General features: G+C 39.2%; 26 protein-coding genes. 17 read left to right on the top strand and 9 right to left on the bottom strand.

The annotated features are described in order from the left end of the window. The first annotated feature begins 12 nt into the window (after positions 1 to 12). From glmU to AC1M9D_RS07295, 3 genes are read left to right on the top strand one after another with little or no spacing between them, the layout of a single operon-like run. Positions 13 to 1377, top strand: coding sequence for a bifunctional UDP-N-acetylglucosamine diphosphorylase/glucosamine-1-phosphate N-acetyltransferase GlmU (glmU, locus tag AC1M9D_RS07305; RefSeq protein WP_481611837.1), 1365 nt, complete (start codon positions 13 to 15; stop codon positions 1375 to 1377). A 12-nt stretch (positions 1378 to 1389) separates the two neighbouring features. Further along, positions 1390 to 3228 carry a glutamine--fructose-6-phosphate transaminase (isomerizing) gene (gene glmS, locus AC1M9D_RS07300; RefSeq protein WP_481611836.1) on the top strand — a complete coding sequence of 613 codons (1839 nt, stop codon included), beginning with the start codon at positions 1390 to 1392 and terminating at the stop codon, positions 3226 to 3228. Positions 3229 to 3288: 60 nt separating this feature from the next. Continuing rightward, positions 3289 to 3768 carry a 2-thiouracil desulfurase family protein gene (locus AC1M9D_RS07295; RefSeq protein ID WP_481611835.1) on the top strand — a complete coding sequence of 160 codons (480 nt, stop codon included), beginning with the start codon at positions 3289 to 3291 and terminating at the stop codon, positions 3766 to 3768. Here the strand turns inward: AC1M9D_RS07295 and AC1M9D_RS07290 are convergent. The 3 genes from AC1M9D_RS07290 to mhpT all read right to left on the bottom strand — a co-directional run bounded on the left by AC1M9D_RS07290 (position 3761) and on the right by mhpT (position 6783). Beyond that, on the bottom strand, positions 3761 to 4726 hold the full coding sequence (locus AC1M9D_RS07290) for a bile acid:sodium symporter family protein (RefSeq protein ID WP_481611834.1): 966 nt from the start codon (positions 4724 to 4726) through the stop codon (positions 3761 to 3763). The two genes, AC1M9D_RS07295 and AC1M9D_RS07290, sit on opposite strands and share 8 nt — an antisense overlap. 51 nt (positions 4727 to 4777) lie before the next feature. Beyond that, the gene (gene pncA / locus AC1M9D_RS07285; protein WP_481592784.1) at positions 4778 to 5431 is read right to left on the bottom strand and encodes a bifunctional nicotinamidase/pyrazinamidase; all 654 of its coding nucleotides are present in this window, start codon (positions 5429 to 5431) and stop codon (positions 4778 to 4780) included. A gap of 143 nt (positions 5432 to 5574) precedes the next feature. Beyond that, positions 5575 to 6783, bottom strand: a complete 1209-nt coding sequence (gene mhpT, locus AC1M9D_RS07280) for a 3-(3-hydroxy-phenyl)propionate transporter MhpT (protein WP_035264856.1) — start codon at positions 6781 to 6783, stop codon at positions 5575 to 5577. A gap of 681 nt (positions 6784 to 7464) precedes the next feature. Between mhpT and dapA the strand changes: the two genes are divergently transcribed. From dapA to purC, 3 genes are read left to right on the top strand one after another with little or no spacing between them, the layout of a single operon-like run. Next, on the top strand, positions 7465 to 8364 hold the full coding sequence (gene dapA, locus AC1M9D_RS07275) for a 4-hydroxy-tetrahydrodipicolinate synthase (protein WP_179999608.1): 900 nt from the start codon (positions 7465 to 7467) through the stop codon (positions 8362 to 8364). Positions 8365 to 8380: 16 nt separating this feature from the next. Beyond that, on the top strand, positions 8381 to 8986 hold the full coding sequence (locus tag AC1M9D_RS07270) for a lipoprotein-34 precursor (NlpB) (RefSeq protein WP_481611833.1): 606 nt from the start codon (positions 8381 to 8383) through the stop codon (positions 8984 to 8986). 37 nt (positions 8987 to 9023) lie between these two features. Next, the gene (purC, locus tag AC1M9D_RS07265) at positions 9024 to 9743 is read left to right on the top strand and encodes a phosphoribosylaminoimidazolesuccinocarboxamide synthase (protein WP_092766585.1); all 720 of its coding nucleotides are present in this window, start codon (positions 9024 to 9026) and stop codon (positions 9741 to 9743) included. Positions 9744 to 10163: 420 nt separating this feature from the next. On the opposite strand, the gene AC1M9D_RS07260 is transcribed toward purC, so the two are convergent. From AC1M9D_RS07260 to AC1M9D_RS07250, 3 genes are all read right to left on the bottom strand, one after another. After that, on the bottom strand, positions 10164 to 11438 hold the full coding sequence (locus AC1M9D_RS07260) for a replication-associated recombination protein A (protein WP_092766586.1): 1275 nt from the start codon (positions 11436 to 11438) through the stop codon (positions 10164 to 10166). Between the two features lie 102 nt (positions 11439 to 11540). Further along, entirely contained in the window at positions 11541 to 12725 is a 1185-nt protein-coding gene (locus AC1M9D_RS07255) for a PQQ-dependent sugar dehydrogenase (RefSeq protein WP_481611832.1), read from the bottom strand. Positions 12726 to 12834: 109 nt separating this feature from the next. Further along, the gene (locus AC1M9D_RS07250; protein ID WP_481591991.1) at positions 12835 to 13287 is read right to left on the bottom strand and encodes a YcgN family cysteine cluster protein; all 453 of its coding nucleotides are present in this window, start codon (positions 13285 to 13287) and stop codon (positions 12835 to 12837) included. Between the two features lie 190 nt (positions 13288 to 13477). Here AC1M9D_RS07250 and AC1M9D_RS07245 point away from each other — a divergent pair, with 190 nt between their 5' ends. The 7 genes from AC1M9D_RS07245 (at position 13478) to AC1M9D_RS07215 (ending at position 17620) form a co-directional block, all read left to right on the top strand. Next, positions 13478 to 13636 (top strand): DUF1328 domain-containing protein, encoded by a 159-nt coding sequence (locus AC1M9D_RS07245; protein WP_035264869.1) that lies wholly within the window; start codon positions 13478 to 13480, stop codon positions 13634 to 13636. 229 nt (positions 13637 to 13865) lie between these two features. After that, complete coding sequence (locus tag AC1M9D_RS07240; protein ID WP_481586935.1) at positions 13866 to 14603, top strand: dienelactone hydrolase family protein; 738 nt, start codon at positions 13866 to 13868, stop codon at positions 14601 to 14603. 45 nt (positions 14604 to 14648) lie between these two features. Next, positions 14649 to 15035: an HIT family protein gene (locus AC1M9D_RS07235; RefSeq protein ID WP_481586965.1), complete on the top strand. Its 387-nt coding sequence runs from the start codon at positions 14649 to 14651 to the stop codon at positions 15033 to 15035. 106 nt (positions 15036 to 15141) lie between these two features. Beyond that, positions 15142 to 16173, top strand: a complete 1032-nt coding sequence (mutY, locus tag AC1M9D_RS07230; protein ID WP_481611831.1) for an A/G-specific adenine glycosylase — start codon at positions 15142 to 15144, stop codon at positions 16171 to 16173. Between the two features lie 47 nt (positions 16174 to 16220). Continuing rightward, a complete protein-coding gene (locus AC1M9D_RS07225) occupies positions 16221 to 16757 on the top strand; it encodes a M23 family metallopeptidase (RefSeq protein WP_481611830.1) in 537 nt (178 codons plus the stop codon). A 29-nt stretch (positions 16758 to 16786) separates the two neighbouring features. Further along, the gene (locus AC1M9D_RS07220) at positions 16787 to 17032 is read left to right on the top strand and encodes a hypothetical protein (RefSeq protein WP_035264881.1); all 246 of its coding nucleotides are present in this window, start codon (positions 16787 to 16789) and stop codon (positions 17030 to 17032) included. Positions 17033 to 17050: 18 nt separating this feature from the next. Further along, positions 17051 to 17620, top strand: a complete 570-nt coding sequence (locus AC1M9D_RS07215) for a DNA-3-methyladenine glycosylase I (RefSeq protein WP_481611829.1) — start codon at positions 17051 to 17053, stop codon at positions 17618 to 17620. A 5-nt stretch (positions 17621 to 17625) separates the two neighbouring features. On the opposite strand, the gene AC1M9D_RS07210 is transcribed toward AC1M9D_RS07215, so the two are convergent. Then, positions 17626 to 19068 carry an aminotransferase-like domain-containing protein gene (locus tag AC1M9D_RS07210; RefSeq protein ID WP_481611828.1) on the bottom strand — a complete coding sequence of 481 codons (1443 nt, stop codon included), beginning with the start codon at positions 19066 to 19068 and terminating at the stop codon, positions 17626 to 17628. A 94-nt stretch (positions 19069 to 19162) separates the two neighbouring features. On the opposite strand from AC1M9D_RS07210, the gene AC1M9D_RS07205 reads away from it, so the two are divergent. Then, positions 19163 to 19573, top strand: a complete 411-nt coding sequence (locus AC1M9D_RS07205) for a hypothetical protein (RefSeq protein WP_481611827.1) — start codon at positions 19163 to 19165, stop codon at positions 19571 to 19573. A gap of 18 nt (positions 19574 to 19591) precedes the next feature. On the opposite strand, the gene AC1M9D_RS07200 is transcribed toward AC1M9D_RS07205, so the two are convergent. Further along, positions 19592 to 20242 carry an START domain-containing protein gene (locus AC1M9D_RS07200; protein ID WP_180000339.1) on the bottom strand — a complete coding sequence of 217 codons (651 nt, stop codon included), beginning with the start codon at positions 20240 to 20242 and terminating at the stop codon, positions 19592 to 19594. A 55-nt stretch (positions 20243 to 20297) separates the two neighbouring features. After that, entirely contained in the window at positions 20298 to 21119 is an 822-nt protein-coding gene (gene dapB, locus AC1M9D_RS07195) for a 4-hydroxy-tetrahydrodipicolinate reductase (protein ID WP_035264896.1), read from the bottom strand. Between the two features lie 220 nt (positions 21120 to 21339). Between dapB and AC1M9D_RS07190 the strand changes: the two genes are divergently transcribed. The 3 genes from AC1M9D_RS07190 (at position 21340) to AC1M9D_RS07180 (ending at position 22731) form a co-directional block, all read left to right on the top strand. Further along, the gene (locus tag AC1M9D_RS07190) at positions 21340 to 21495 is read left to right on the top strand and encodes a hypothetical protein (RefSeq protein WP_171076739.1); all 156 of its coding nucleotides are present in this window, start codon (positions 21340 to 21342) and stop codon (positions 21493 to 21495) included. 280 nt (positions 21496 to 21775) lie between these two features. Continuing rightward, positions 21776 to 22174 carry an RcnB family protein gene (locus AC1M9D_RS07185; RefSeq protein WP_092766593.1) on the top strand — a complete coding sequence of 133 codons (399 nt, stop codon included), beginning with the start codon at positions 21776 to 21778 and terminating at the stop codon, positions 22172 to 22174. Between the two features lie 179 nt (positions 22175 to 22353). After that, a complete protein-coding gene (locus AC1M9D_RS07180) occupies positions 22354 to 22731 on the top strand; it encodes an RcnB family protein (RefSeq protein ID WP_180000335.1) in 378 nt (125 codons plus the stop codon). Positions 22732 to 22773 lie beyond the last annotated feature (42 nt).

Raw genomic sequence — 22773 nt, 5'->3', positions numbered from 1 at the left:
AAAGGATGTTGTATGTCAACCACAGTTGTTATTCTTGCTGCAGGTAAAGGGACGCGAATGCGTTCAAAGCTACCAAAAGTATTACAACCTTTAGCAGGACGTCCGCTCTTAGGGCATGTCATTGAAACCGCAAAAAAAATACAAGCTGAAAATATTATTACCATTTTCGGTCACGGTGGCGATTTAGTAAAACACGCATTTTCGACAGAAAATATTGACTGGGTTGAACAAGCTGAACAACTTGGTACAGGTCACGCTGTTCAAATGACCTTACCTGTATTACCCAAAGATGGTATTTCTTTAATTTTATCCGGTGATGTGCCTTGTATTACCGCCGATACATTACAAAAATTACTTGAAGCAACACAGTCTAAAGGTATTGGCTTAGTCACACTTACACTAGACGATGCTTCAGGTTACGGTCGTATCGTGAGAGAAAATGGTAAAATCCAAGCCATTGTTGAACATAAAGATGCTTCTGAAGAGCAACGTCAAATTAAAGAAATTAATACTGGCATTTATGCAGTAAGCAATTCCAAATTGCACGAGTGGTTGCCACGTCTGAATAATAATAATGCGCAAGGCGAATATTATTTAACAGATATCGTAGCAATGGCTATTGACGATGGACTCGAAATTGCTTCAGTTGAACCTGCTTTAGCTTTCGAAGTTGAAGGTGTAAATGATCGTGTGCAATTGGCAGCATTGGAAAGAGAATACCAAAACCACCAAGCGAAATTGCTGATGCAGCAAGGTGTACATTTGATCGACCCGAGTCGTTTCGATCTCCGAGGTTCACTCAAGGTTGGTCAAGATGTACGTATCGATATCAATGTCATTATCGAGGGCGAATGTGAACTTGGTGACAATGTCGAAATCGGTGCAGGCTGTGTAATTAAAAACTCTAAGATTGCTGCAGGCACGAAAGTTCAACCGTATAGCGTATTTGATTCAGCCATTGTGGGTGAGCACACTCAAATTGGACCATTCGCACGTTTGCGCCCTGGTGCTAAATTGGCAAATGAAGTACACATTGGCAACTTTGTTGAAGTGAAAAACACCACCATTGGTTTAGGCTCTAAAGCCAATCATTTTACCTACTTAGGTGATGCTGAAGTGGGTGAGGGTTCAAATATCGGTGCGGGTACGATCACATGTAATTATGATGGTGCCAACAAGTTTAAAACGATCATTGGTGACCAAGCCTTTATAGGTTCAAACAGCTCTTTAGTCGCGCCGGTTAAAATTGGTAATGGTGCAACAGTTGGTGCTGGATCGACGATTACTCGTGATGTGGATGATCATAGTTTAGCCGTAGAACGCTCTAAACAATTTGTGAAAGACAATTATCCACGTCCACAAAAGATTAAGAATTAAGGGGATTACAATATGTGTGGTATCGTCGGCGGTGTAGCAGAACGAAGCATAACAAATATTCTAATTGAAGGCTTAAAGCGTCTTGAATACCGTGGTTATGACTCAGCGGGATTAGCTTTAATCAATGCAGGTCAAGTTTTACGTGAACGTCGTGTCGGTAAAGTTATCAACCTTGAAGAAGCGATTTCAGAAGCAGCGATCACTGGCGCGCTTGGTATCGCACATACACGTTGGGCTACTCATGGCAAACCTACAGAAAATAATGCACATCCACATATTTCTGGTCAAGTCGCTGTGGTACATAACGGTATTATTGAAAATTACCAAGAGCTAAAAGATGATCTTGAAGCATTGGGATATGTGTTTACATCCCAAACAGATACTGAAGTTGTTGCACACTTAGTTCATGATGCACTGAAGTCTGCTCCTAACCTGCTTAAAGCCGTTGAACAAGTTGTGCCTCAACTCAAAGGTGCATTTGCACTCGGTATCGTACATACAGATTACCCAAATGAATTGATCACTGTTCGTGAAGGTTCACCGCTCGTGATCGGTGTGGGAATTGGTGAGAACTTTATCAGTTCTGATCAATTGGCCCTATTACCGATTACCAATCGTTTTATATACCTTGAAGAAGGTGATATTGCGCGTTTAACACGTGATACGATCGAAGTCTATGTACAAGGTGAGCGCGTTGAACGCCCTGTCAAAGAACTTGATGCGACAGTGAGTAATGCTTCAAAAGGTGAATATAAGCATTACATGCTGAAAGAAATTTATGAGCAACCTGAAGCGATCAAGCAAACCATCTCTCAAGCCTTAAATGCCGATCACTTACGTGATGATTTTCTTGCAAATGCTGTAGAAGATTTTTCTCAGATTCAGCAAGTTCAAATCATCGCTTGCGGTACCAGTTACCATGCAGGCATGATCGCAAAATATTGGTTTGAACAACTGATTGATGTACCTTGCCAAGTTGAAATTGCAAGTGAGTTCCGCTATCGCACTCCAGTCATCGTGAACAATACGCTCTATGTGTGTATTTCTCAATCAGGTGAAACTGCCGACACATTGGCTGCTCTTCGTGATACACAAAAACGTGCCAAAGCGAAAAATATTAATATCACCACTATGACGATCTGTAACGTTGCAACATCTTCCATGGTGCGTGAAACAGATTACAGCTTATTGACATTAGCGGGTCCAGAAATTGGGGTTGCGTCGACCAAAGCATTCACCACACAACTTGCTGCCCTGATGCTGCTCGTGCTTAAGTTCGGTCAAGTTAAACAAACGATTTCTAGTGAACAAGTAACAGAAATCATTACTGGATTATGGCATACACCTAAAGTGATTCTTGACACATTACAATGTGATAAAGAAATTTTACGCCTATCTGAATTGTTTGTTGAAAAACAACATTGCCTATTTTTAGGTCGTGGAACACAGTTCCCAATCGCGCTTGAAGGAGCGCTTAAACTGAAAGAAATTTCATATATTCATGCCGAAGGTTATGCAGCTGGTGAGTTAAAACACGGCCCATTGGCCTTAGTTGATAATGATATGCCTGTTGTCATTCTTGCTCCTCAGGATGACATGCTTGATAAGCTCAAATCAAATATGGAAGAGGTTCAAGCACGTGGTGGTGAGCTGTTTGTATTTGCAGATGAAAATAGTGGCATTAAGGAAAAAGAGCGCCAACACGTTGTTCAAGTTCCGAGCGTTTCAGCACTATTATCACCAATCGTATACAGTATTCCTGTGCAGCTTTTGTCCTATCATGTCGCTGTACTACGCGGTACCGATGTAGATCAGCCGCGTAACTTAGCCAAGTCAGTTACGGTTGAATAATTCAATTTGATCTACACTTAAAAAGACCGATAATGAATATTATTGGTCTTTTTTTATTAAATGAAATATCTTATCAGTGCATGTTTAGTCGGACATCCAGTTCGCTACGATGGCCAACATTGCCTTCAACAAAAAATTAAAATGCTCATTGATACCGATCAGGCCGTCGTAATCTGCCCTGAAATTTCTGGAGGGCTTAGCACTCCCAGAGCCCCTGCTGAAATTCAAAAAGGAACAGACTCCGATGTTTTGAGTGGTCATGCAAAAGTATTTGATCTTTCGGGAAAAGATGTTACCGAAGCATTTATTTTAGGAGCAAAACAGACCTTGGCTTTTGCTAAAAAACATGGGATTACTCATGCGATTTTGAAAGCTAAAAGTCCATCGTGTGGTTTTAGTCAGATTTATGATGGCTCTTTTTCAGGGACGAAAATAAATGCGAACGGTGTTACAGCAGCGCTTTTAAAGCAACATGGTATTCACATCATGACTGAAAAAGAATTTCTAGGTCAGTTAACGAAAATAGAATCAGCTACTTAATCACATCACCGTCATACTTATTTTTTTTAAGGACAGCTTTGTCACGCGTCGCCCAATAACTTGCCAAGATGGGTCCCGAAATATTGTGCCATAAACTAAAAATCGCACTTGGAAGTGCTGTAATGGGTGTTGCCGCAAAATGAACCGCAGCTAAAGCAACGCCTAAGCCAGAATTTTGCATCCCTACTTCTATCGAAACTGCTTTAGCATCTGCTTGATTAAGCTGCAATAATTTTGCAGCCCAATAACCTATAAAATATCCTAATCCATTATGTAAAATTACAACAGCAAGGATCAGTAACCCTGACTGTAAAATTTGCATTTTGCTTCCAGCAATAATCGCAGCCACAATCAATACAATCGCGATGACTGAAACCATAGGCATCATTGCGATATATTGATCTGTTTTTTGCTTAAATAGACCGCTCACGATCACCCCTAAAATAATAGGGAACAAAATCACTTGCATTACCGACACAAGCATTGCTACCGCATCTATATCGATCCACTGACTCGCTAAGAGATAAAAAACCAAGGGTGTCAGCAAAGGTGCTAACATCGTTGAAACTGAGGTGCACGCGACAGACAAAGCCACATTTGCCTTTGCCATATAAGCAATGACGTTAGATGCTGTACCGCCGGGACAACATCCAACAAGGAGTACGCCAATGGCAATTTCAGCGGGTAATCGAAATGCTATGCACAATCCCCATGCCAATAATGGCATCACTATAAATTGAGCACCCACTCCAACGGCAACCGCCTTAGGCTGGCTGAGAACACTTTTAAAATCCTTCCACGACATGGTCATTCCCATGCCAAACATGATAATCCCGAGCATCCAAGTGATATAAGACTTAAGCCAAATAAATGCTTCTGGTATATACATGGCAATTCCTGCAAAAAGGAGTACCCACAGCGCAAAGGTTTTCTGCAAGAATTGATTGATGGCTTTCATTTAAAAAGTTCACTTATTGGATTAACGACGTATGATCTTGAACCATGACCTTTAAATGGTCTGCGCTGAATGCCTGAGAGTCATTAGTTCTTTGGCGTAAATTCGTTTCACACCTTGTGCAAGCATTTCTTGCCATGCATGTTGTAAAGAACCATTTAAATCGATGCCTTTGGTCGCATCTGACACGACATAACTATTAAAACCTAATTTTGCAGCATCAATTGCCGTCCAAGCCACACAAAAATCAGTGGCGATCCCGACAATGAAGATGTCACGAATTCCACGCTCACGCAGATAACCTGCTAAGCCAGTCGATGTTCGATGATCAGCTTCTAAAAAGGCAGAATAACTATCAATATGTGGATGAAAACCTTTACGAATGACCAACTGCGCTTTGGATATATTCAAGTCTGGATGAAAATCTGCATCATGTGTACCCTGCACACAATGTGAAGGCCATAACACCTGGCGGCCATAAGCTAATTCAATCGTCTCATAAGCAGACTTTCCAGGATGATTTTCAAAAAATGAAATATGGTCTTGAGGATGCCAATCTTGGGTAAGGACAACATTGTCAAAATGCCGAGCAAGTAAATTAATGGTTGGAATAATTTGATCTGAATTTGCTACCGCCAAATTTCCCCCAGGGGTAAATCCATTCTGAACATCAACAACGATAAGTGCACTTTGTTGTGGTTGGAACATCCTTTTCAGCTCCCAATATTTTTGAAATTGTTAGGGACTATTGCATAGGATCATGAGAACTACAATTGCTTGAGTAGAAAATTTGATATGAAAACTCTATAAAAAAAGCCTGCATCAAGCAGGCTTTAATCTATGTTTTTGTCTTAATTTTGGATACGACGTACCAACATTAACATGAAGATCGCAGAAATAATAATACAAGGGATTGCTGCAGAGATTACGCCTGCTGCACCAAATCCAGCCGTTAATAATGATCCTGCAATTGCTGGCCCAAGCATAGCACCGATACGACCTACTGCTGATGCTACACCAACACCTGTACCACGTACTTCTGTTGGGTACACAATACCACCAAATGCGTAAAGCACACCTTGACAGCCAATCACGAAAGCACCAACCAATGCTGAAGCCAAATACATTTGTGTGAGTGAGCTTGCTGCATTCAACGCAAGAAGGCCAGCCAAAATACCACCGTACATTAACAAGATCACATAAGCTTTTTTCCAGCGGTCAGTTAATACACCTAAAATCACAGTACCTACAGTAGCACTTACCATGAAGTAGAATTGCGCTGTCGCACCTTCTTTTCTTGAGAAACCTAATTCTTGGAATAGAGAAGGTAACCAGCTGAGCATGATGTAAACCACCATGAGCGTGAAGAAATAGCTACACCAGATGAACATCGTACGAAGAAGATTCTGTGAATTAAACAAATCTTTAAACGAACCTTGTGGAGCTTCTGCAATTTCAGCTTCAGTTCTATTTTGCGTTTTCAAGAATTCTTTAGATTCAGGTAAGAACTTCATCATTACTGGAATAACAATTAATGGTAATAAACCACCAAGATAGAAAATATTTTTCCAGTTAGCACCGAAATCTGTACTTGCAATTAAAGATAAGATCGCAGCACCGACAGGCATACCGCAATACATTAGCCCTACAGCACGACCACGATTTTGTGGGGTTACAGCTTCAGAAGCCAAAGTGATGAGAATTGGCATTGCTGCACCTAGTCCTGCACCTGCAAGGAAACGTACAGCCAATAAACTGTTAAAACTATTTACCCATACCGTACATAAAGTGAATACAGCGAAAACAGCAACAGACCAAATTAAAACTGTTTTACGACCAATACGGTCCGCAATACGCCCACCTACCAGTGCCCCAGGTAACAGACCTAAAATACCAGCACTAAAAAACACACCTAATTGTGAACTATCTAAACCAAAATGTTCACGAATACCCGCAGCTGCAATACCAGCAGCCTGAATATCTAAGCCTTCAATTACTGCAATGAGGAAGCAGATACCTACCGTCAAAATTGCATGTTTGTTACTTACTGATTCTTGCATTGAACTTCCCTCACTCATCAGCATTTGAGTCCGATGCCCGATTATCTATGTAAGTCAATGAAAGTGAGAGTTATCAAATGGTGTAATAAAATGTAATCAAAATAAGATTAAATTTCATACCTCTTGCCAACCAAAATAAATTCTAGTCTTCAAAACGATTAATTATTTTTTTTATTTAGGAGAAAACCAAGAAAAATCTATTATAAAATCTATAAGTATTATAATAATTTAACCTTTAAGTAAAAAAATTAAGACGTTATATAAATTATAATAATCACATAATTTAAAAATTATTAGTTTATTCACCTTTATATACATACATCTTAAATCTGATGTAAGTGATATAAGCTATTAATTCAGGGTAAATTGGTCAGATTTTAGTTCGAATTTTGATTTTTATCCGCAATACTTTCATATACGAACATCTATCTTCCCTGTTATTTAAATGCCTAACCACAAGGTCTTAAAATTGCTTTTTTAAAAAAAAGTTACTTGTTTTAACTAAACTTTTTTTTGACTGAAGTGAATTCATATTGTTCTTATTGGTAGCTTAGTTCATAATTTGCATACGCGTTATCCAGTATGCAGGCATATTGGATCGTGATATAAATCAAAATACATACCCATCCAAACTTCGCTTCTCAACCTTCACTGGATGGAAAAATAGGATCGTGTTTTAAAATGACTACTCAGCAAGCTCAGGTAATTCAAGGCTCAATCGTCGCAATCGTCACTCCAATGTTTGAAGATGGAACTGTTGATTGGAAGGGTCTCGAGAAGCTTGTTGAATGGCACATTGAACAAGGTACAAACAGTATCGTTGCCGTGGGAACAACAGGTGAAGCTTCGACCTTAAGCATGGCTGAACACACTCAAGTGATTAAAGAAATCATTCGTGTAGCCAATAAACGCATTCCAATTATTGCCGGCACAGGCGCAAACTCAACGCATGAAGCGATTGAGCTTACCAAAGAAGCTAAAGAGCTTGGTGCAGATGCTGCACTTTTAGTAACGCCATATTATAACAAACCGACTCAAGAAGGCTTGTATCAGCATTACAAAGCAATTGCTGAAGCTGTTGATTTACCGCAAATTCTTTATAACGTACCTGGCCGTACTGGCGTTGATATGAGCAATGAAACTGTAGTTCGTCTTGCTGATATTCCTCAAATCGTAGGTATTAAAGATGCAACAGGTGATGTTCCTCGCGGTGCTGAGCTTTTAAAAGCACTTGAAGGCAAAGATATGGTGGTCTATTCAGGTGATGACGCAACAGCATATCAACTGATTGAGCATGGTGCGAAAGGTAATATTTCTGTGACCGCTAACGTTGCTCCAAAGCAAATGAGCCAAGTGTGTGCCGCTGGTTTAGTGGGTGATGCAGCTCAAGCAAAAGCAATTAATGATCAAGTTGCAAATTTACACGAAATTCTATTTTGTGAATCAAACCCAATTCCTGTGAAATGGGCACTTCATGAAATGGGATTAATTGGTACAGGTATCCGTTTACCACTTACTCCATTAGCAGAACAATATCGAGCTTCACTGCGTGATGCATTAAAAGCTGCGAGCATTATTTAAGAAGAGTTTAATAACTATGCAACTACGTTTTGGTTTACCCCTTGCCCTTTCAGCCCTCAGCATGGTCGGTTGTAGTACGATTGGTATCGATAATGGTTCACTCGATTATAAAAAATCTACTGCACAAACCCCGCTTAAATTTCCTGAAGGTTCAATGGTTAGACCAGCAACACCGCTTTATCCAGCGCCTGTTGTTGAACAGCTTGCAATAGACAATGCGCCACAAATGGTTAATAAGCGAGGTAATCGTTTCGAGCTACCTCGTCCTAATGTGGCAACAACCGTTTCTAATCCTGTTGAGACTGAACAATCAACTGCTGTCGGTCGTCCACAACTTTTAACTGATGGAAATGGCAATCCGTTGATCAAAATTGACGGAAATTCTGCTACAATTTGGCAATACACAATCGCCACTCTCAGTAGCCTCAACTACAACTTTGTCAATCAACCTAAGAATCCCCATTCCGCGACAATTCAAGTGGATGGTGAAAGTTTAGTGCTTAAACTGACATCTGTAGGTTCGAGTCATACCTTGGCCGTGTTTACCCCAACTAACGCGTTTGCAGACAAACAAAAAGCTGCAAGCCTGTTAACCCAGATTTATCAAAACTGGCCAGCCTAGTCGTTCTAGGCATATTTTTTCTGAAAAAGGTTCCACCATGTTAAAACAAACCTTGCTCTATACTGGTAAAGCTAAATCCGTTTATGAAACCGATAGTGCAGACCACCTGATTTTAGTCTTTCGTGATGATGCCTCAGCATTTAATGGCGAAAAAATCGAACAGCTAGATCGCAAAGGTAAGGTGAACAACCGTTTTAACGCCTTTATCATGGAAAAACTTGCAGCTGCAGGTATCGAAACTCATTTCGAAAAACTTTTAACACCAAACGAAGTTTTGGTTAAAAAGTTAAACATGATTCCAGTTGAATGTGTAATCCGTAACTATGCAGCTGGTTCGCTTTGCCGTCGTTTGGGTGTTGAAGAAGGTTTAGAACTTACACCACCTACATTTGAATTATTTTTCAAAGATGACGCTTTGGGCGACCCAATGGTGAATGAATCTCAAGCCATTGCTTTAGGTTGGGCTACTGCTGAACAACTTGAGCGTATGAAAGAGTTAACTCACCAAGTAAACGTGGTTTTAAAAGATCTTTTTGCTCAAGGCAACATGCTTTTAGTTGATTTTAAACTTGAATTTGGTGTGTTCCATGACCGTATCGTTCTTGGTGATGAGTTCTCTCCAGATGGTTGCCGTCTATGGGACAAAGATACCAAGAAAAAATTAGATAAAGACCGTTTCCGCCAAGGCTTAGGTGGTGTGGTTGAAGCTTATGAAGAAGTTGCAACACGTATTGGTGTTGACCTTTCTGATATCTAAATCAAAATTTAGATAAAATAAAGCCGAGTCATATGACTCGGCTTTTTTGTATCTGGTGATATTATTTTTATATTTTCAAATTATTGTTATACATTCATTATTTTTGTTAAGTAGCATTACCAATGCTCTCTCCTCATTGGTAATGCTATTAATTTATCGAATCGATATTTAAATAAGATGACAAATCTGGGGCATTGATCATTAAAAAACTCAATTGTTGTTTTTGTTTTTAAATTTACCCCCCATTAATCGAATAAATTAATGCTATTTATTAAAATGATCGTTTTTACAATATTACTAAGTTCAACTAATATATTTTTATACCAGGCAACTACAGGAGTTGGTGGCTCAAGAGAGAGACTGTAGTTGCCGACCAGATGAATCGCTTTTCGCCCAGCTTCCCATAGAACTGGGCTTTTTTTATTGTTGTTGCTGCTCTTGCTGCCAACGTCGCTGCTGTAAACGCTCTGCTTCGACTTCACGCTTATTACGAGCTGATTCGTACAATTTGGTGCCTTTCAGCTCTGGAGGCATATAATCCTGCAACACGAAATGTTCTGGATAGTGATGTGGATATAAGTAATCTACACCATATCCCTGCTCTTTCATTAACTTGGTTGGAGCATTTCTTAAATGCAATGGAACTGGAAGATTTGACGTACGTTCAGCCAACTCTAATGCTTTATTGATTGCTAAGTAAGTGCTGTTACTTTTCGCGCTTGTGGCCAAATACACTGCACATTGTCCTAAAATAATACGGCATTCTGGCATCCCAACCGCTTGAACGGACCTAAAACACTCCCCAGCCAATAACAACGCATTAGGATTAGAATTTCCAATATCTTCCGAAGCGGCTATCAACATCCGACGCGCAATAAAGACTGGATCTTCCCCCCCCTTTAACATTCTCGCCATCCAATATAGTGCAGCGTCAGGATCACTTCCACGAATTGATTTAATGAATGCTGAGACTAAATCATAGTGCTGCTCACCAGATTTGTCATATCTCGCAATATTTTGTTGAGCTACTTTCACCACAATGGCATTGGTGACAATATTTTCAACATCTGCTTCAAATGTGCTCGCAATGAGATCCAATAAATTGAGTGCTTTACGAGCATCACCTGCGGCAAATTGAATTAATGCATCATATTCTTCGATGTGAATATGACGGTCTTTCAGAAATTGGTCTTGCTTGAGTGCACGTTCAATTAAATGTTGAATATCATGCTCAGATAATGCATTCAGCGTATACACCTGACAGCGCGACAACAAAGCATTATTGACTTCAAAAGAAGGATTTTCTGTGGTTGCACCAACCAGAGTAATCTTGCCTTTTTCTACTGCGCTCAGTAAGGCATCTTGTTGAGATTTATTAAAGCGATGAATTTCATCAATAAAAACCACTGGCACAATGAGATCGCCACTTTCCCCAATAATTTCTCGAAGCTCTTTAACACCAGTGTTGAGTGCAGACAAGCTAATAAAAGTACGATCTACAGCTTGAGCTAACAATAGCGCAATGGTGGTCTTGCCGACCCCTGGAGGCCCCCAAAAAATAATCGAAGGTAAATGTCCTTGGTCAATCATTTGACGTAAAGGTGCGTCTTCACCAAGTAAATGATCTTGTCCGATAATCTCAGACAAATCACGTGGACGTAAGCGTTCAGGTAGCGGAATTTGTGTATCGGACATATTTTTTATAGATCTCAAAGTGCTGTTGACTAGTCTACTATGTAATAGTCAAATTCCAATATTAATAGTCAAAACAACCATCACTATTCAACATTTTTCATTTTACTCAGATTCGAGTTTTGCTTTTAATTTGAATAAATAAGCTTGCGGTCCATCTTCTATTCCCCAAATTGTGCCATCCTTCGCTTCATGCAAGTCTCGTACTCGAACCCCCATATCCAAGCGCTGAATTTCTCGTACAGGTTCAGATTGTGGATCTACCACAATAATGGCTTTCGATGATAATCCACCGATTAAGGCTTTGTTCTTCCATTGTGGAAAATAGTTAGATTTATAAAAAATCAGACTCGAGGGTGAAATCACTGGAGACCAATCAAGTTTAGGGGCTATAAATTCAGGTCGCGTTTCATGATTCGGAATCTGTTTCCCATCATAGTGATCACCATTAGATACAATTGGATAGCCATAATTCTTACCTTTTTCAATAAGATTGAACTCATCGCCACCTTTAGGGCCCATTTCTGCCACCCACAAACGATTTTGATGATCAAATGCCATACCTAAAGGATTACGATGACCTAAACTCCAAATCTGCGCTGAGACACCACCTTGTTTGGCAAATGGATTAGATTCTTGAGCACGACCATCATCATACAAATATACAATTTTACCTAGATTAGACTGCATATCTTGTGCAGGCTGAAACTTCTGCCGTTCCCCTGAACTAATCCATAAATTCGCTTGCTGGTCAAACACTATACGATGTGCATAATGCCCCTGACCCGACACTTTAGGGACTTGCTCCCATATGCGTTCGATATCCGTCAGTTTCGGTGCTTCGATATTCGATAAATCCAATTTCGCTCGGATTACCACTGCACCAAACAATCCATTTTTTTCTTCGGCATAACTGAGATATAACCAAGCGTTATTATTGAAATTAGGATGAATCGAAACATCACCTAAACCACCTTGTCCGCCATAAGCAACTTGAGGCACACCAGCCACGTTAAAACTACGTTTTGATTGTGAGTCAAACAACTTAAGTATGCCTGACTTTTCTGTAATTAACAGTTGACCATTTGGTAAAGTTGCAATCGCCCATGGTTCATTAAATAGAGCAATTTTTTCAACTTGATATCGTTGTTCTTGAGCTTTTGAATTTACGTTTTTGACTGTTGATTCCTGCGGATTCTGTGCTTCAGTGGCCTTATTTTGATTGGCATGACACGCCATTATGATTCCGCTCAAACCAACAATCCAAATCAGTTTTGCAGCTTTTAACATGTCTTTCCTTTTTAAATCCTTGAATATCAGTCTCAAGGATTAAACGGCAATGATCATTTTAAAAGTGTTTTTGTATTACAAAATATGTGCAGTCTAGCAATTGAATGTACTAGCGTACCCACCGCACGATGTATTCATCTATTTCATTTTCATTAACAAGCTGTTCAGATATACAACGACCTGCTACAGATTTTCGAGCACTAATCACACTTTGTTTATTGCCTGTCACCAAGTGATGCCAATTCGGTAGCTTTTTACCTTCATTAATACGTCGATATGCACAACTCGAGGGTAGCCATCGTATTTGTTGTAATTTTTCAGGCGTTAACTGAATACAGTCAGGTACATGCACCTGACGATTTTCATAATCTGAACAATGCCCCGTCTGACAATCTAGAAGTTTGCACGCCACTTTGGTATATGCGATTTCTTCGGTTTCATCATCTTCTAATTTAACCAAACAACACATGCCACAACCATCACACAGTGCCTCCCATTCTGCTTGGTTCATTTCAAACAGTGAATAATGTTTCCAAAATTCAGGGCGTAAAGATGTGCTCATGATTCAGCTAAATATCAAAAAATTGAGTCAGTATATCACTAATAATTCTCATAAAATTTCATCAATCTCAGTTACAGTTGATTAACTAAAGAATATCAATACTCTACGTTAAAATACCCTTTGTATACATTTTGCTCAGTTTATTTTCTTATACTGAATGAACATTAATAAAAATTTATGGAGAATCAAAATGTTCCGTTGGGCGATTATTTTTGCAGTGATTGCATTGATAGCAAGTTTGCTAGGGTTTGGTGGTGTAGCAGGCTTATCTAAAGATTTCGCAATTATCTTACTTGTGATTGCAGTGATTCTCGCAATTGTAGGCTTTATCTCAAGAGGCAAAGTCTAGTGTTCTAAATCACTAGATTAAATTGAAAACACAAGATTGATGAAAAGAAGAAGGTACTCCTTCTTCTTTTTTTATTTCTTTTTATCCGTTCATTGATACGCGTTTTACATATTTCAATCTTTCATAAATTCTCACATTTGATTTTACTTTCTTATTGCAAATTCATCACTTCGGAAAACATTTATGCTTTAATCTTTGCTGATTTTCATAAACGAAAGGACTTTCAATAATGACTTCAGCAATTCAAACAAGAGAAATTCAGTATAAAGCGGCAGATGGTACACAATTGATTGGTTATTTTGCCGCACCTGAAAACTCTTCAGGAGCTGCAGGTATTATTGTAGCCCCAGAGTGGTGGGGTCGTAATGAATATACAGAACAACGTGCTCGAGAACTTGCAGAACAAGGATATGCTGCTTTTGCCATTGATATGTACGGCGACAAAAAGGTAACCACTGAAGCCTCTCAAGCAAATGAGTGGATGATGCAAACTTTCGCACAGCCTGAAACGATTGTACACCGCGCTACTGCTGCATTAGACACTTTATCTGCACAGCCTGAAGTTGACGCAACTCGATTAGCTGCGATTGGTTTTTGTTACGGTGGAAAAGTTGTCTTAGATCTTGCTCGATCTGGTACGAACTTAAAAGCAGTTGCTACTTTCCATGCTAATTTATCTGCGCAAACACCTGCTCAACAAGGTCAAGTTAAAGCTGAAATTCTGGTTTTGCATGGTGAGCTAGATAGTATGGTCACGCTAGATGATGTGGCACAATTTAAAGAAGAAATGTTTGCAGCTCAGGTGCCGCATGAGGTCATTATCTTTGAGGATGCAAAACACGGTTTTAGCAATCCACAAGCTGATGAACGAGCAAAAGCCAATGGTGTAGATCTCGGTTATAACGCTGAAGCTGAGGAAAAAAGCTTAGCTGCGATGTATGAGTTACTGTCGCGTCACTTAGATTAATATACTTTCAAAGTTTATTAGCGCTAAGATTATTGAAGAAAGAAGATAAAATATAAGAGGAATGTAAGGATGAGTGAACAATGTACTTATTGCAATCACGATGAATATGATGTGATTGATAAAAATGAATTCGGTGTGATTTTGCCAGAACATCAGCCGTTGACCAAAGGACATTCCGTTATTATTCCTTTACGTCATGTGAGTTCTTTTTTTGAAATTACCGATAAAGAGCGTAAAAGTTTACAATCGTTGTTAGAACTGGCACGTAACGAGTTAAAAATCCGTCATCATCCGGAAGGCTTTCATATCGCTTTTAATGATGGCAAAGTTTTTGGCGATGAAGAGTCGGAACATTTACACATCCATATTATTCCTCGTTACAAAAACCAACCGCTTAAATTAGATAGTCGTTGGGGCATTATTCAAGAGTAATGTTGATTTTACAAAAAGGCGCAACATGCGCCTTTTTTCATGCTTTTTTAAAAGGTCTTTGCCTAGATTGGTTATACTGAGCACAGATTGTATTAATGGTATTTTCATGTTTTCTTTTTCAACTGCGTTACTTGATTGGTTTTATGTACATGGTCGACATGACCTGCCATGGCAAGTCGCAGATGATCCTTACAAAGTTTGGGTCTCTGAAATTATGTTGCAGCAAACCCAAGTGAAAACAGTTCTGAAATACTATGATCGTTTTATTGAGCGCTTTCCGACGGTCACCGATTTAGGTCGTGCTACTTGGGATGAAGTTGCTCCTTACTGGGCAGGTCTAGGCTATTATGCGCGTGCTCGCAACCTGCATAAAGCAGCCACAATCGTAAGTCAAAATGGACATTTTCCAGAGACTTTAGAAGCTTGGATGGCACTGCCAGGAATAGGTAGATCAACTGCTGGTGCATTGATGTCACTTGGATTACGCAAATACGGCGTGATAATGGATGGAAACGTTAAGCGTGTTTTAGCACGTTTCTTTGCCATTGAAGATGATTTATCAAAGCCTGTCCATGAACGTGCAATGTGGGAATTAGCCGAGCAACTCTGTCCTGAACAACGCAACCATGATTACACGCAAGCCATTATGGATTTGGGTGCAACAATTTGTACTCCTAAAAAACCACTTTGCCTGTACTGTCCAATGCAGTCAGAATGCCAAGCTTTAAAGCAGGGTCTGACACAAGAGTTACCATTTAAAAAGCCAAAAAAAGCAGTGCCTATAAAAACTGCGGATGTTTTATTACTGCGAAGTACTGAAAATACATGGCTATGGCATCAACGTCCGCATTCAGGCTTATGGGGTGGTTTATGGACCTTACCCATTATTGATGAAACTTCAGAATTTAGTCAATTGACTCAGCAATATGGTTTGGTGAGTAATCAATTACCGACTCAAATTTCACACAGTTTCACCCACTTTACCTGGTTACTGAATGCACATATTTTCCATGTTGATCTCGACCAGATGGAATACCTCCAAACAGAATTAGGAGGTGAATGGCTCGCTCCACAAGTTGTAACAGAAATGGGCATTCCAACTGCGATGAAAAAATTGATCTCAGCCGTGAATTTGTGACATAGTCGATTCAAATAAGTGTGGCTGTATCATATCAAGGAGTTCGAGTGACTAAGTATTTGCGACATTACATCATCCTAAGTGTAGCTATTTTACTTGTCGCCTGCAGTAGCCAACCTCCAAAACAAACGCCGCTTGATCCAACCCTCGTTGCTCGCTTACATATGCTTCCTTTGGACCGCAAATTACCTATCCCAGTGCAAGGTGTAAAAGCGAGACAACTCACTGACACTTGGGGTGCATCACGAAGTCACGGTCGAACACATGAAGGCATTGATATCTTGGCGCCTCGTGGTACAAAAGTTTATAGTGCAACTGATGGAATTGTTCGCAGTATGCACGATAATAAGCTGGGTGGGAAAGTCATTTGGATTTTAGGACCCGCTGGTTCTTGGCATTATTATGCGCATTTAGATCAGCATAAAAAAGGTCTCAATGAGGGTGACTTTGTGCGACGCGGTGACCATATTGGTTATGTCGGCAATACGGGTAATGCTCGACATACTGCCCCTCATTTACATTATGGAATTTACTTAGATGGTCGCGGTCGAGGCCCTGTCAATCCATACCCTTATTTACGTTAAATTAAAGTTTTTATTATTAGGAAGTTTTCATGTCAGAAGCCTTGATTAATCGTCTAGTTGAATTTGCAGAATCTGGCAATCAACAACGTATTGTCTTAAATGGACAAAGCCATCAGGGCTGGATTATGGAAATTACCGAAGAAGCTCTGTTGATTAGCACTGGTTTTGCAGATAAAGCAGGTAAAGATTTCTGGATTAATTTTTCAGATTTAGAACAAGCAGAGTTGTTCTTTTGGGACAATCAAAACGATCAGTGGGTTGCTTTTACCATTTGATCAATCTGGAGCATTCGCATGACGATTCAACGCTGTGGCTGGTGCTCCGATGAGCAGATTTATATTGATTATCACGATCAAGAATGGGGAGTTCCTGTATATGATGAACACACCTTATTTGAAATGCTCTGTTTAGAAGGTCAGCAGGCAGGACTCGCTTGGATTATTGTTTTAAAAAAACGCGAGCGATATCGATATCATTTCTTTCAATACACCATTGAAGAAATTGCGACTTTTACAGATGAACATTTAATCGAAATAGCACAAGATCCGGGAATAATTCGTCATTTAGGTAAATTAAAAGCGATTCGTGATAATGCTCGAGCATGGTTGAATATGCGCCAAATCATGCCTGATATGGTCAAATGGCTATGGAGTTTTGTAGGGCATCAACCCAAAGTTCATTCTGTGCCAGACTATCGCTTAGCACCAACACAAAGCGAATTAAGCCTGCAACTGTCTAAAACTCTAAAAAAGAATGGTTTTAAATTCGTGGGTCCAACCATTATCTATTCTTATCTGCAAGCGGTAGGAATGATTGATGATCATGAAAATCACTGCTTTAAAAAGCTTAGTTTAGCGCCATAATCTTTTTAAGAAGGTGCTTGGGATGATGACCTCATTTTTTGTTTCACCCAATCCGCTAAAAACACGATGGAGTCATGAATTTCATGAGTCAGTTCATGCCCTGCATTTAAGCGAATATAATTTTTATAACGGCGCTCTTCTCCAAAAACATCACCGGGAACAATGTTAATACCATATTGACGTGCGGCATAATAGAGTTCTAAACCATCGATATGTGTCGGCAATTGCAGCCATAAAACATAACCACCATCCGGCTGACTTAACCCAATATCGATCCCGTGAAAAGCGTTTAATATCGTTTTTCGATATGCATCAACTTGATGATTTAATTTTGGTTTTAATCGGAGTAGATGCTCACGATAGGCTCTACTATACATCAGGTCAGCCAAAGCCAATTGCAAAGGTGTATTCACACTGACATTTTGAATGACAATTTGACGATGTAAATGTTTAAGCCTTGGCGGTAAACAAAACCAACCTACTCGATATGCGCTGGACAATGATTTTGATATTGAACTGCATAAAATGACATAGCCTGCTTCATCCCAATGCTTAATCGGTAAAGGTCGTTGTAAATTAAAACTACATTCAGCGTAAATATCATCTTCAATCACATAGCATTGATATTGTTCAGCCAATTGCACAATTTTCTGCTTATCATGATTTGAAAGCTCAAATCCTAGTGGATTTTGATAATTCACAGTCAATAGACAGGCTTTGGTATCGGGGTGCTGCATAGCTCTTTCTAGACGTTCTAAATCAAAACCATCCACATTTGCAGGTATCTCAATCAACTTGCGTTTCAGTGTCCCTAACAACTGTAATTGACCATTAAAATTTGGGGTTGGAATCACAATGCCATCCCCTTCCTTGGTCAAGAGCTGAACCACGAGTGATAACGCAGCCATACAGCCATTGGTGATATAAATCTCGTCTGGATTGATATAAAACCCATCTTCAGCCCAATGGTCTGATAAAGCTTGTCTCAATCTCAGATGCCCTTGTCGATTACTATAAAGGAAATCTTCTGGTTGACTGTGTTTTAAAGCACGTTGAATTGACTTTCGGATTGCATCTACAGGCACGTGATTTGGAGAGATTTGTACTGCACCTAAATGAATTGATCGATTATTGATTGAAGACTCCTGTATTTCTATTTGCAAATCTAAGTTACTGATATCCTTTGCTTCAGCTTCAAATTCACGATGATAAGGCAATACAGGGGGATCATTTCTGGATTTCAAATGTTGTACAAAATAACCTGATTTATTTTTAACAGTGATGAGCCCTTCCGATTCCAATAATGCATAACAATTTTTTGCTGTATTTAAACTGACGGCATGTAATGCTGAAAATTGCCGGAGGGAAATGAGCTTCTGTCCTGAACACAGTTCTCCACTCAGAATTTTCTGTTTGATATGTTTGGCTAAGATTTGATACTGAAACATGAACTGTGCTCATTTTTATAAAATCTGTGTATCTGTATCTATAAACCTAGCAAATTTATGATGGTCTTACAGTTAAAAAGACACAGGAGGCCACATGAACAACGATAAATTATATTTGATATTACCCTTGGTAACACTTTTGACAGCTTGCCAACCAGAGCATGCGATCGATCAAGTTGCACTTGAGCAAAAATTTATTTGTACATCATTAATTGATGGCTTCTTGAAAGTGACGCACAACAGTCATTATCGTTTTACAAAAAGTATTGAATCTCCAGAGCAGCAGAAAATTTACCTTTACACCGTGTCTTCTGATCATGCAGTCAAGCTCAATAGTCCCACACAAAAAAATTTAAATTTTCAATGTGATGATTCCAAAAAACAGACCTACCAAGTTTTTCTATTGGATCAGGCATCTAAGACAAAGCAACCAATTTTGAGTTTTCATTTGCCTCAAGCAGCAGAGTTAAAGCAATTTACAGCTTACACTTTGAAAAATGATTAAATGCCTAATTTAAACTCATTATTTCAAAATATCTGGTAACGGTATCTGCGCAGATTGAGATTTTGCTAATTCAGTTTTCATTTTTTGCAACATTTGATAAGGCTGCTGTTGTACAAACATATTGGTCACACTTTGTGGAATTGCACCTTCTGGATCTGCATATCCTGAAGTGCTGACCTTCACCTTATTCGGTCCAATCTGTTCAAAGCTCCAGTCTCCAACATAATGTTGCAGCCGAATATACTGAGGATTCTTCGATTTTCCCGTTTGCGAAGCTTTATTCTTAATATGAATAATACCTTTTGAGTCCTTATACATTTTCCCTTGCACAATCAGGTCTCGATCTTTCAAAGGAAATGGAAAATCTAACACCATGTAGAGTTTAAATTCACCTTGCTTCAAATCTTGAGAAATCACCTGTGCTGAACCGACATTGGGTACCCATGATTTTGCATTTTCTACATCCAAAACAATTGCAACAGCTCTTTCGAGTGAAGCATCCACTACTGTTTCCGCACGATAGGACAACACAGGATGATCAGGATTTTGTATCGTCCACACCTTAATATTGTTTTTGTTAATGGTGAGTCGTGAGGCTTCATTGGCTTGAACTTGGCTTGTCAGGCCAATGGCACTGACAAGCAAGCAGATCATAGAAATTTTCTTCATTTTTATTCTTCATATTTAACATTATTATTTAGATGATCACGCAGTTTTTTTAAACTTAAACTTTGATATCGTTGAAGCCTAAAACGTCTTTCATGTCATATTTTTTCGGTGCTTTACCTACAACCCAAGCAGCGGCACGTACTGCACCTGCAGCAAAATTCATGCGGTTCGTGGCTTTATGTGTGATTTCTACACGTTCACCTTCACCAATAAACATTACCGTATGTTCACCCACAATATCGCCACCACGAATGGTTTGGAACCCAATACTTTGACGTTCACGAGGACCAGTATGTCCTTCACGGTGATACACAGCATCTTGCTTCAAATCACGACCTAATGCATCAGCAATCGCCTCACCCATCATTAAAGCAGTACCTGATGGCGCATCAACTTTATGACGATGATGTGCTTCGATCACTTCAATATCGACACTGTCACCAAAGACTTTAGATGCTAATTCTAAAAGTTTAATGGATACGTTCACGCCTACGGAGTAGTTTGCTGCGTACACTACAGGAGCAATCGTTGCACTTTCATCTAAAAATGCTTTTTGCTCATCGTTCATTCCCGTCGTACCGATCACTAATGCAACACCAGCCTCACGGCACAGTTTCAAATGCTGTTCAGTTGCAACTGGTGCAGTAAAATCAATAAATACATCGCAATCATTTAAAACATCTTGGATATCACCCACGACTTTCACACCAAGTGTACCAATACCCGCTAATTCGCCTGCATCCGCGCCAATAAGGCTACTGCCTGGACGCTCTACCGCTGCTGCTAATTGATAACCAGCATCTTGAACTGCTTGAATCAATGTACGACCCATACGGCCACCAGCACCTAAAATCCCAATACGCGGAGCGACAGACATAACCTATTCCTAGTGTTGCTTTAAAATTGTTCTTACTATAACAAAAGTCTATACATACGCTAAGTTTATCGATATAAAAAATTATGCTGTCTTCTAACCATTTGATTTGAACTTTAATCGAATAATCAGATTAAATTTAGAAAAATATTCGGTTTTTTATATTTATAAATTTTAACTATGATCAATGCCATGAAACTCAACACTTTTATAAGGAAATAATATGGCAGACCAAGCTCGAAAATTATCAACGATCCAAACGATCGAACAGTTACAGTTGGATGCTTCATTAGTTCAAGGTTTAGATCATGCCGAAACTGCGTGGATCATTATCGAAGCCATTCAACAATTGCAGGAATATCATAATCAGTGGCACTGAGATGAAACGGATCAGATGATTTTTCACATTTAAAGGAAGATCATCTTCTGTGTTATTAAAATATTTACAATTTAAAAATCATGTTAGGATTCAAAATTTAAAATTGCTCAAAGCAACGATTACTCAGCTAAAGCATCGGTTTCTATTTTCATTCCTATTAAAATATGTTCTTATTATCTCGTTATTTTTAATCTAAATTACATTCTATCTTCACAGTTTCTCTGCATTTTTTCAGTACATTAGTGTGAACCCCAATTTATAAGGTCAACGAGGGCGGAATATGAAAAAGATTATGACAGTTTTGACATTATCTTTAAGTGCAATATTTACAGCAAATATTGCCAATGCTGCTCCTTACTCTGATGACTACCAAGATAAAGGTTCACGTGAACGTGGTAAAGGATTTGAGAAACGTACTCAATATGATGCTTCATCAGATCAAGAGTTCCAAGATCGTCGTAAAAACAGAGAAGAGCGTGGCGTAAAACGTTTACGTCAACATAAATGGCAAACTGGCTACGTCATGCCTCAACACTATCGTGGCAATAGTTATAAAACCGAATATAAAGATCATAACCTACCAAAACCTGGTAAAAACCAACAATGGTACAAAGTGAATAATGACTTTATTCTGGTGGATTCAAACAGCAATAGTATTTTGAAAATCCAGCAAGATTAATTTTGACGTGTAAATCGACCCGACTTTATGTCGGTTTTTTTGTTGAGTGCAATCCTAATCATTCATCTTCATCACTTCTTCATACATTTCACAAATTGACTATATCTCTCCACGGTTTATCTCAAATCATTTTGTACTTTAGCGATATCGGATAAATAACAAAGTTAGAGGTATCCCACATGAAAAAGTTAGTATCAGTACTTACATTAGCAATGAGTGGTTTATTGGCAACATCTGCGATGGCTGGTCCACATGACGATGGCCGTCACTATTCAAAACCAACTCCACCACCAGCGCATTGGAATAAAGGTCAGCCTGCGAAATATCAACATGACCGCTATGAACAAAATCGTGGCTTCCAAAATGTAAATCCAAGCCGTCAATGGCGAGTAGGTCAACAGTTACCACGTCAATTCAACTCTTCAAAATTTGAGTTAAGTGATCGTCAAGCGAAGAATCTACCTAAAGCGGCGCGTAACCAGCAGTGGTACAAAATTAATGGTGACTATGTCTTAGTGAATGAGCGTACAGATCGCATCGTGCGTATCATCGGATAAGCTTATTCCTAGATCTTCTCAAATTGATCTTCCCTGCACTCA

Source organism: Acinetobacter sp. ANC_7682, from assembly GCF_056779795.1.
Note: the sequence above shows the minus strand (reverse complement) of the source record. Positions and strands in the feature narration are given on the sequence as shown.

What these genes read in the sequence shown, in the direction of transcription:
- glmS (WP_481611836.1), top strand. Translation starts at nt 1,390, where the DNA reads ATGTGTGGTATCGTCGGCGGTGTAGCAGAACGAAGCATAACAAATATT.
- AC1M9D_RS07200 (WP_180000339.1), bottom strand. Translation starts at nt 20,242, where the DNA reads ATGAAGAAAATTTCTATGATCTGCTTGCTTGTCAGTGCCATTGGCCTG.
- AC1M9D_RS07270 (WP_481611833.1), top strand. Translation starts at nt 8,381, where the DNA reads ATGCAACTACGTTTTGGTTTACCCCTTGCCCTTTCAGCCCTCAGCATG.
- AC1M9D_RS07210 (WP_481611828.1), bottom strand. Translation starts at nt 19,068, where the DNA reads ATGTTTCAGTATCAAATCTTAGCCAAACATATCAAACAGAAAATTCTG.
- mutY (WP_481611831.1), top strand. Translation starts at nt 15,142, where the DNA reads ATGTTTTCTTTTTCAACTGCGTTACTTGATTGGTTTTATGTACATGGT.
- dapA (WP_179999608.1), top strand. Translation starts at nt 7,465, where the DNA reads ATGACTACTCAGCAAGCTCAGGTAATTCAAGGCTCAATCGTCGCAATC.
- pncA (WP_481592784.1), bottom strand. Translation starts at nt 5,431, where the DNA reads ATGTTCCAACCACAACAAAGTGCACTTATCGTTGTTGATGTTCAGAAT.
- AC1M9D_RS07290 (WP_481611834.1), bottom strand. Translation starts at nt 4,726, where the DNA reads ATGAAAGCCATCAATCAATTCTTGCAGAAAACCTTTGCGCTGTGGGTA.
- AC1M9D_RS07185 (WP_092766593.1), top strand. Translation starts at nt 21,776, where the DNA reads ATGAAAAAGATTATGACAGTTTTGACATTATCTTTAAGTGCAATATTT.
- AC1M9D_RS07205 (WP_481611827.1), top strand. Translation starts at nt 19,163, where the DNA reads ATGAACAACGATAAATTATATTTGATATTACCCTTGGTAACACTTTTG.
- AC1M9D_RS07295 (WP_481611835.1), top strand. Translation starts at nt 3,289, where the DNA reads ATGAAATATCTTATCAGTGCATGTTTAGTCGGACATCCAGTTCGCTAC.
- AC1M9D_RS07240 (WP_481586935.1), top strand. Translation starts at nt 13,866, where the DNA reads ATGACTTCAGCAATTCAAACAAGAGAAATTCAGTATAAAGCGGCAGAT.
- AC1M9D_RS07220 (WP_035264881.1), top strand. Translation starts at nt 16,787, where the DNA reads ATGTCAGAAGCCTTGATTAATCGTCTAGTTGAATTTGCAGAATCTGGC.
- AC1M9D_RS07260 (WP_092766586.1), bottom strand. Translation starts at nt 11,438, where the DNA reads ATGTCCGATACACAAATTCCGCTACCTGAACGCTTACGTCCACGTGAT.
- AC1M9D_RS07180 (WP_180000335.1), top strand. Translation starts at nt 22,354, where the DNA reads ATGAAAAAGTTAGTATCAGTACTTACATTAGCAATGAGTGGTTTATTG.
- AC1M9D_RS07255 (WP_481611832.1), bottom strand. Translation starts at nt 12,725, where the DNA reads ATGTTAAAAGCTGCAAAACTGATTTGGATTGTTGGTTTGAGCGGAATC.
- mhpT (WP_035264856.1), bottom strand. Translation starts at nt 6,783, where the DNA reads ATGCAAGAATCAGTAAGTAACAAACATGCAATTTTGACGGTAGGTATC.
- AC1M9D_RS07190 (WP_171076739.1), top strand. Translation starts at nt 21,340, where the DNA reads ATGGCAGACCAAGCTCGAAAATTATCAACGATCCAAACGATCGAACAG.
- AC1M9D_RS07250 (WP_481591991.1), bottom strand. Translation starts at nt 13,287, where the DNA reads ATGAGCACATCTTTACGCCCTGAATTTTGGAAACATTATTCACTGTTT.
- glmU (WP_481611837.1), top strand. Translation starts at nt 13, where the DNA reads ATGTCAACCACAGTTGTTATTCTTGCTGCAGGTAAAGGGACGCGAATG.
- purC (WP_092766585.1), top strand. Translation starts at nt 9,024, where the DNA reads ATGTTAAAACAAACCTTGCTCTATACTGGTAAAGCTAAATCCGTTTAT.
- AC1M9D_RS07215 (WP_481611829.1), top strand. Translation starts at nt 17,051, where the DNA reads ATGACGATTCAACGCTGTGGCTGGTGCTCCGATGAGCAGATTTATATT.
- AC1M9D_RS07245 (WP_035264869.1), top strand. Translation starts at nt 13,478, where the DNA reads ATGTTCCGTTGGGCGATTATTTTTGCAGTGATTGCATTGATAGCAAGT.
- dapB (WP_035264896.1), bottom strand. Translation starts at nt 21,119, where the DNA reads ATGTCTGTCGCTCCGCGTATTGGGATTTTAGGTGCTGGTGGCCGTATG.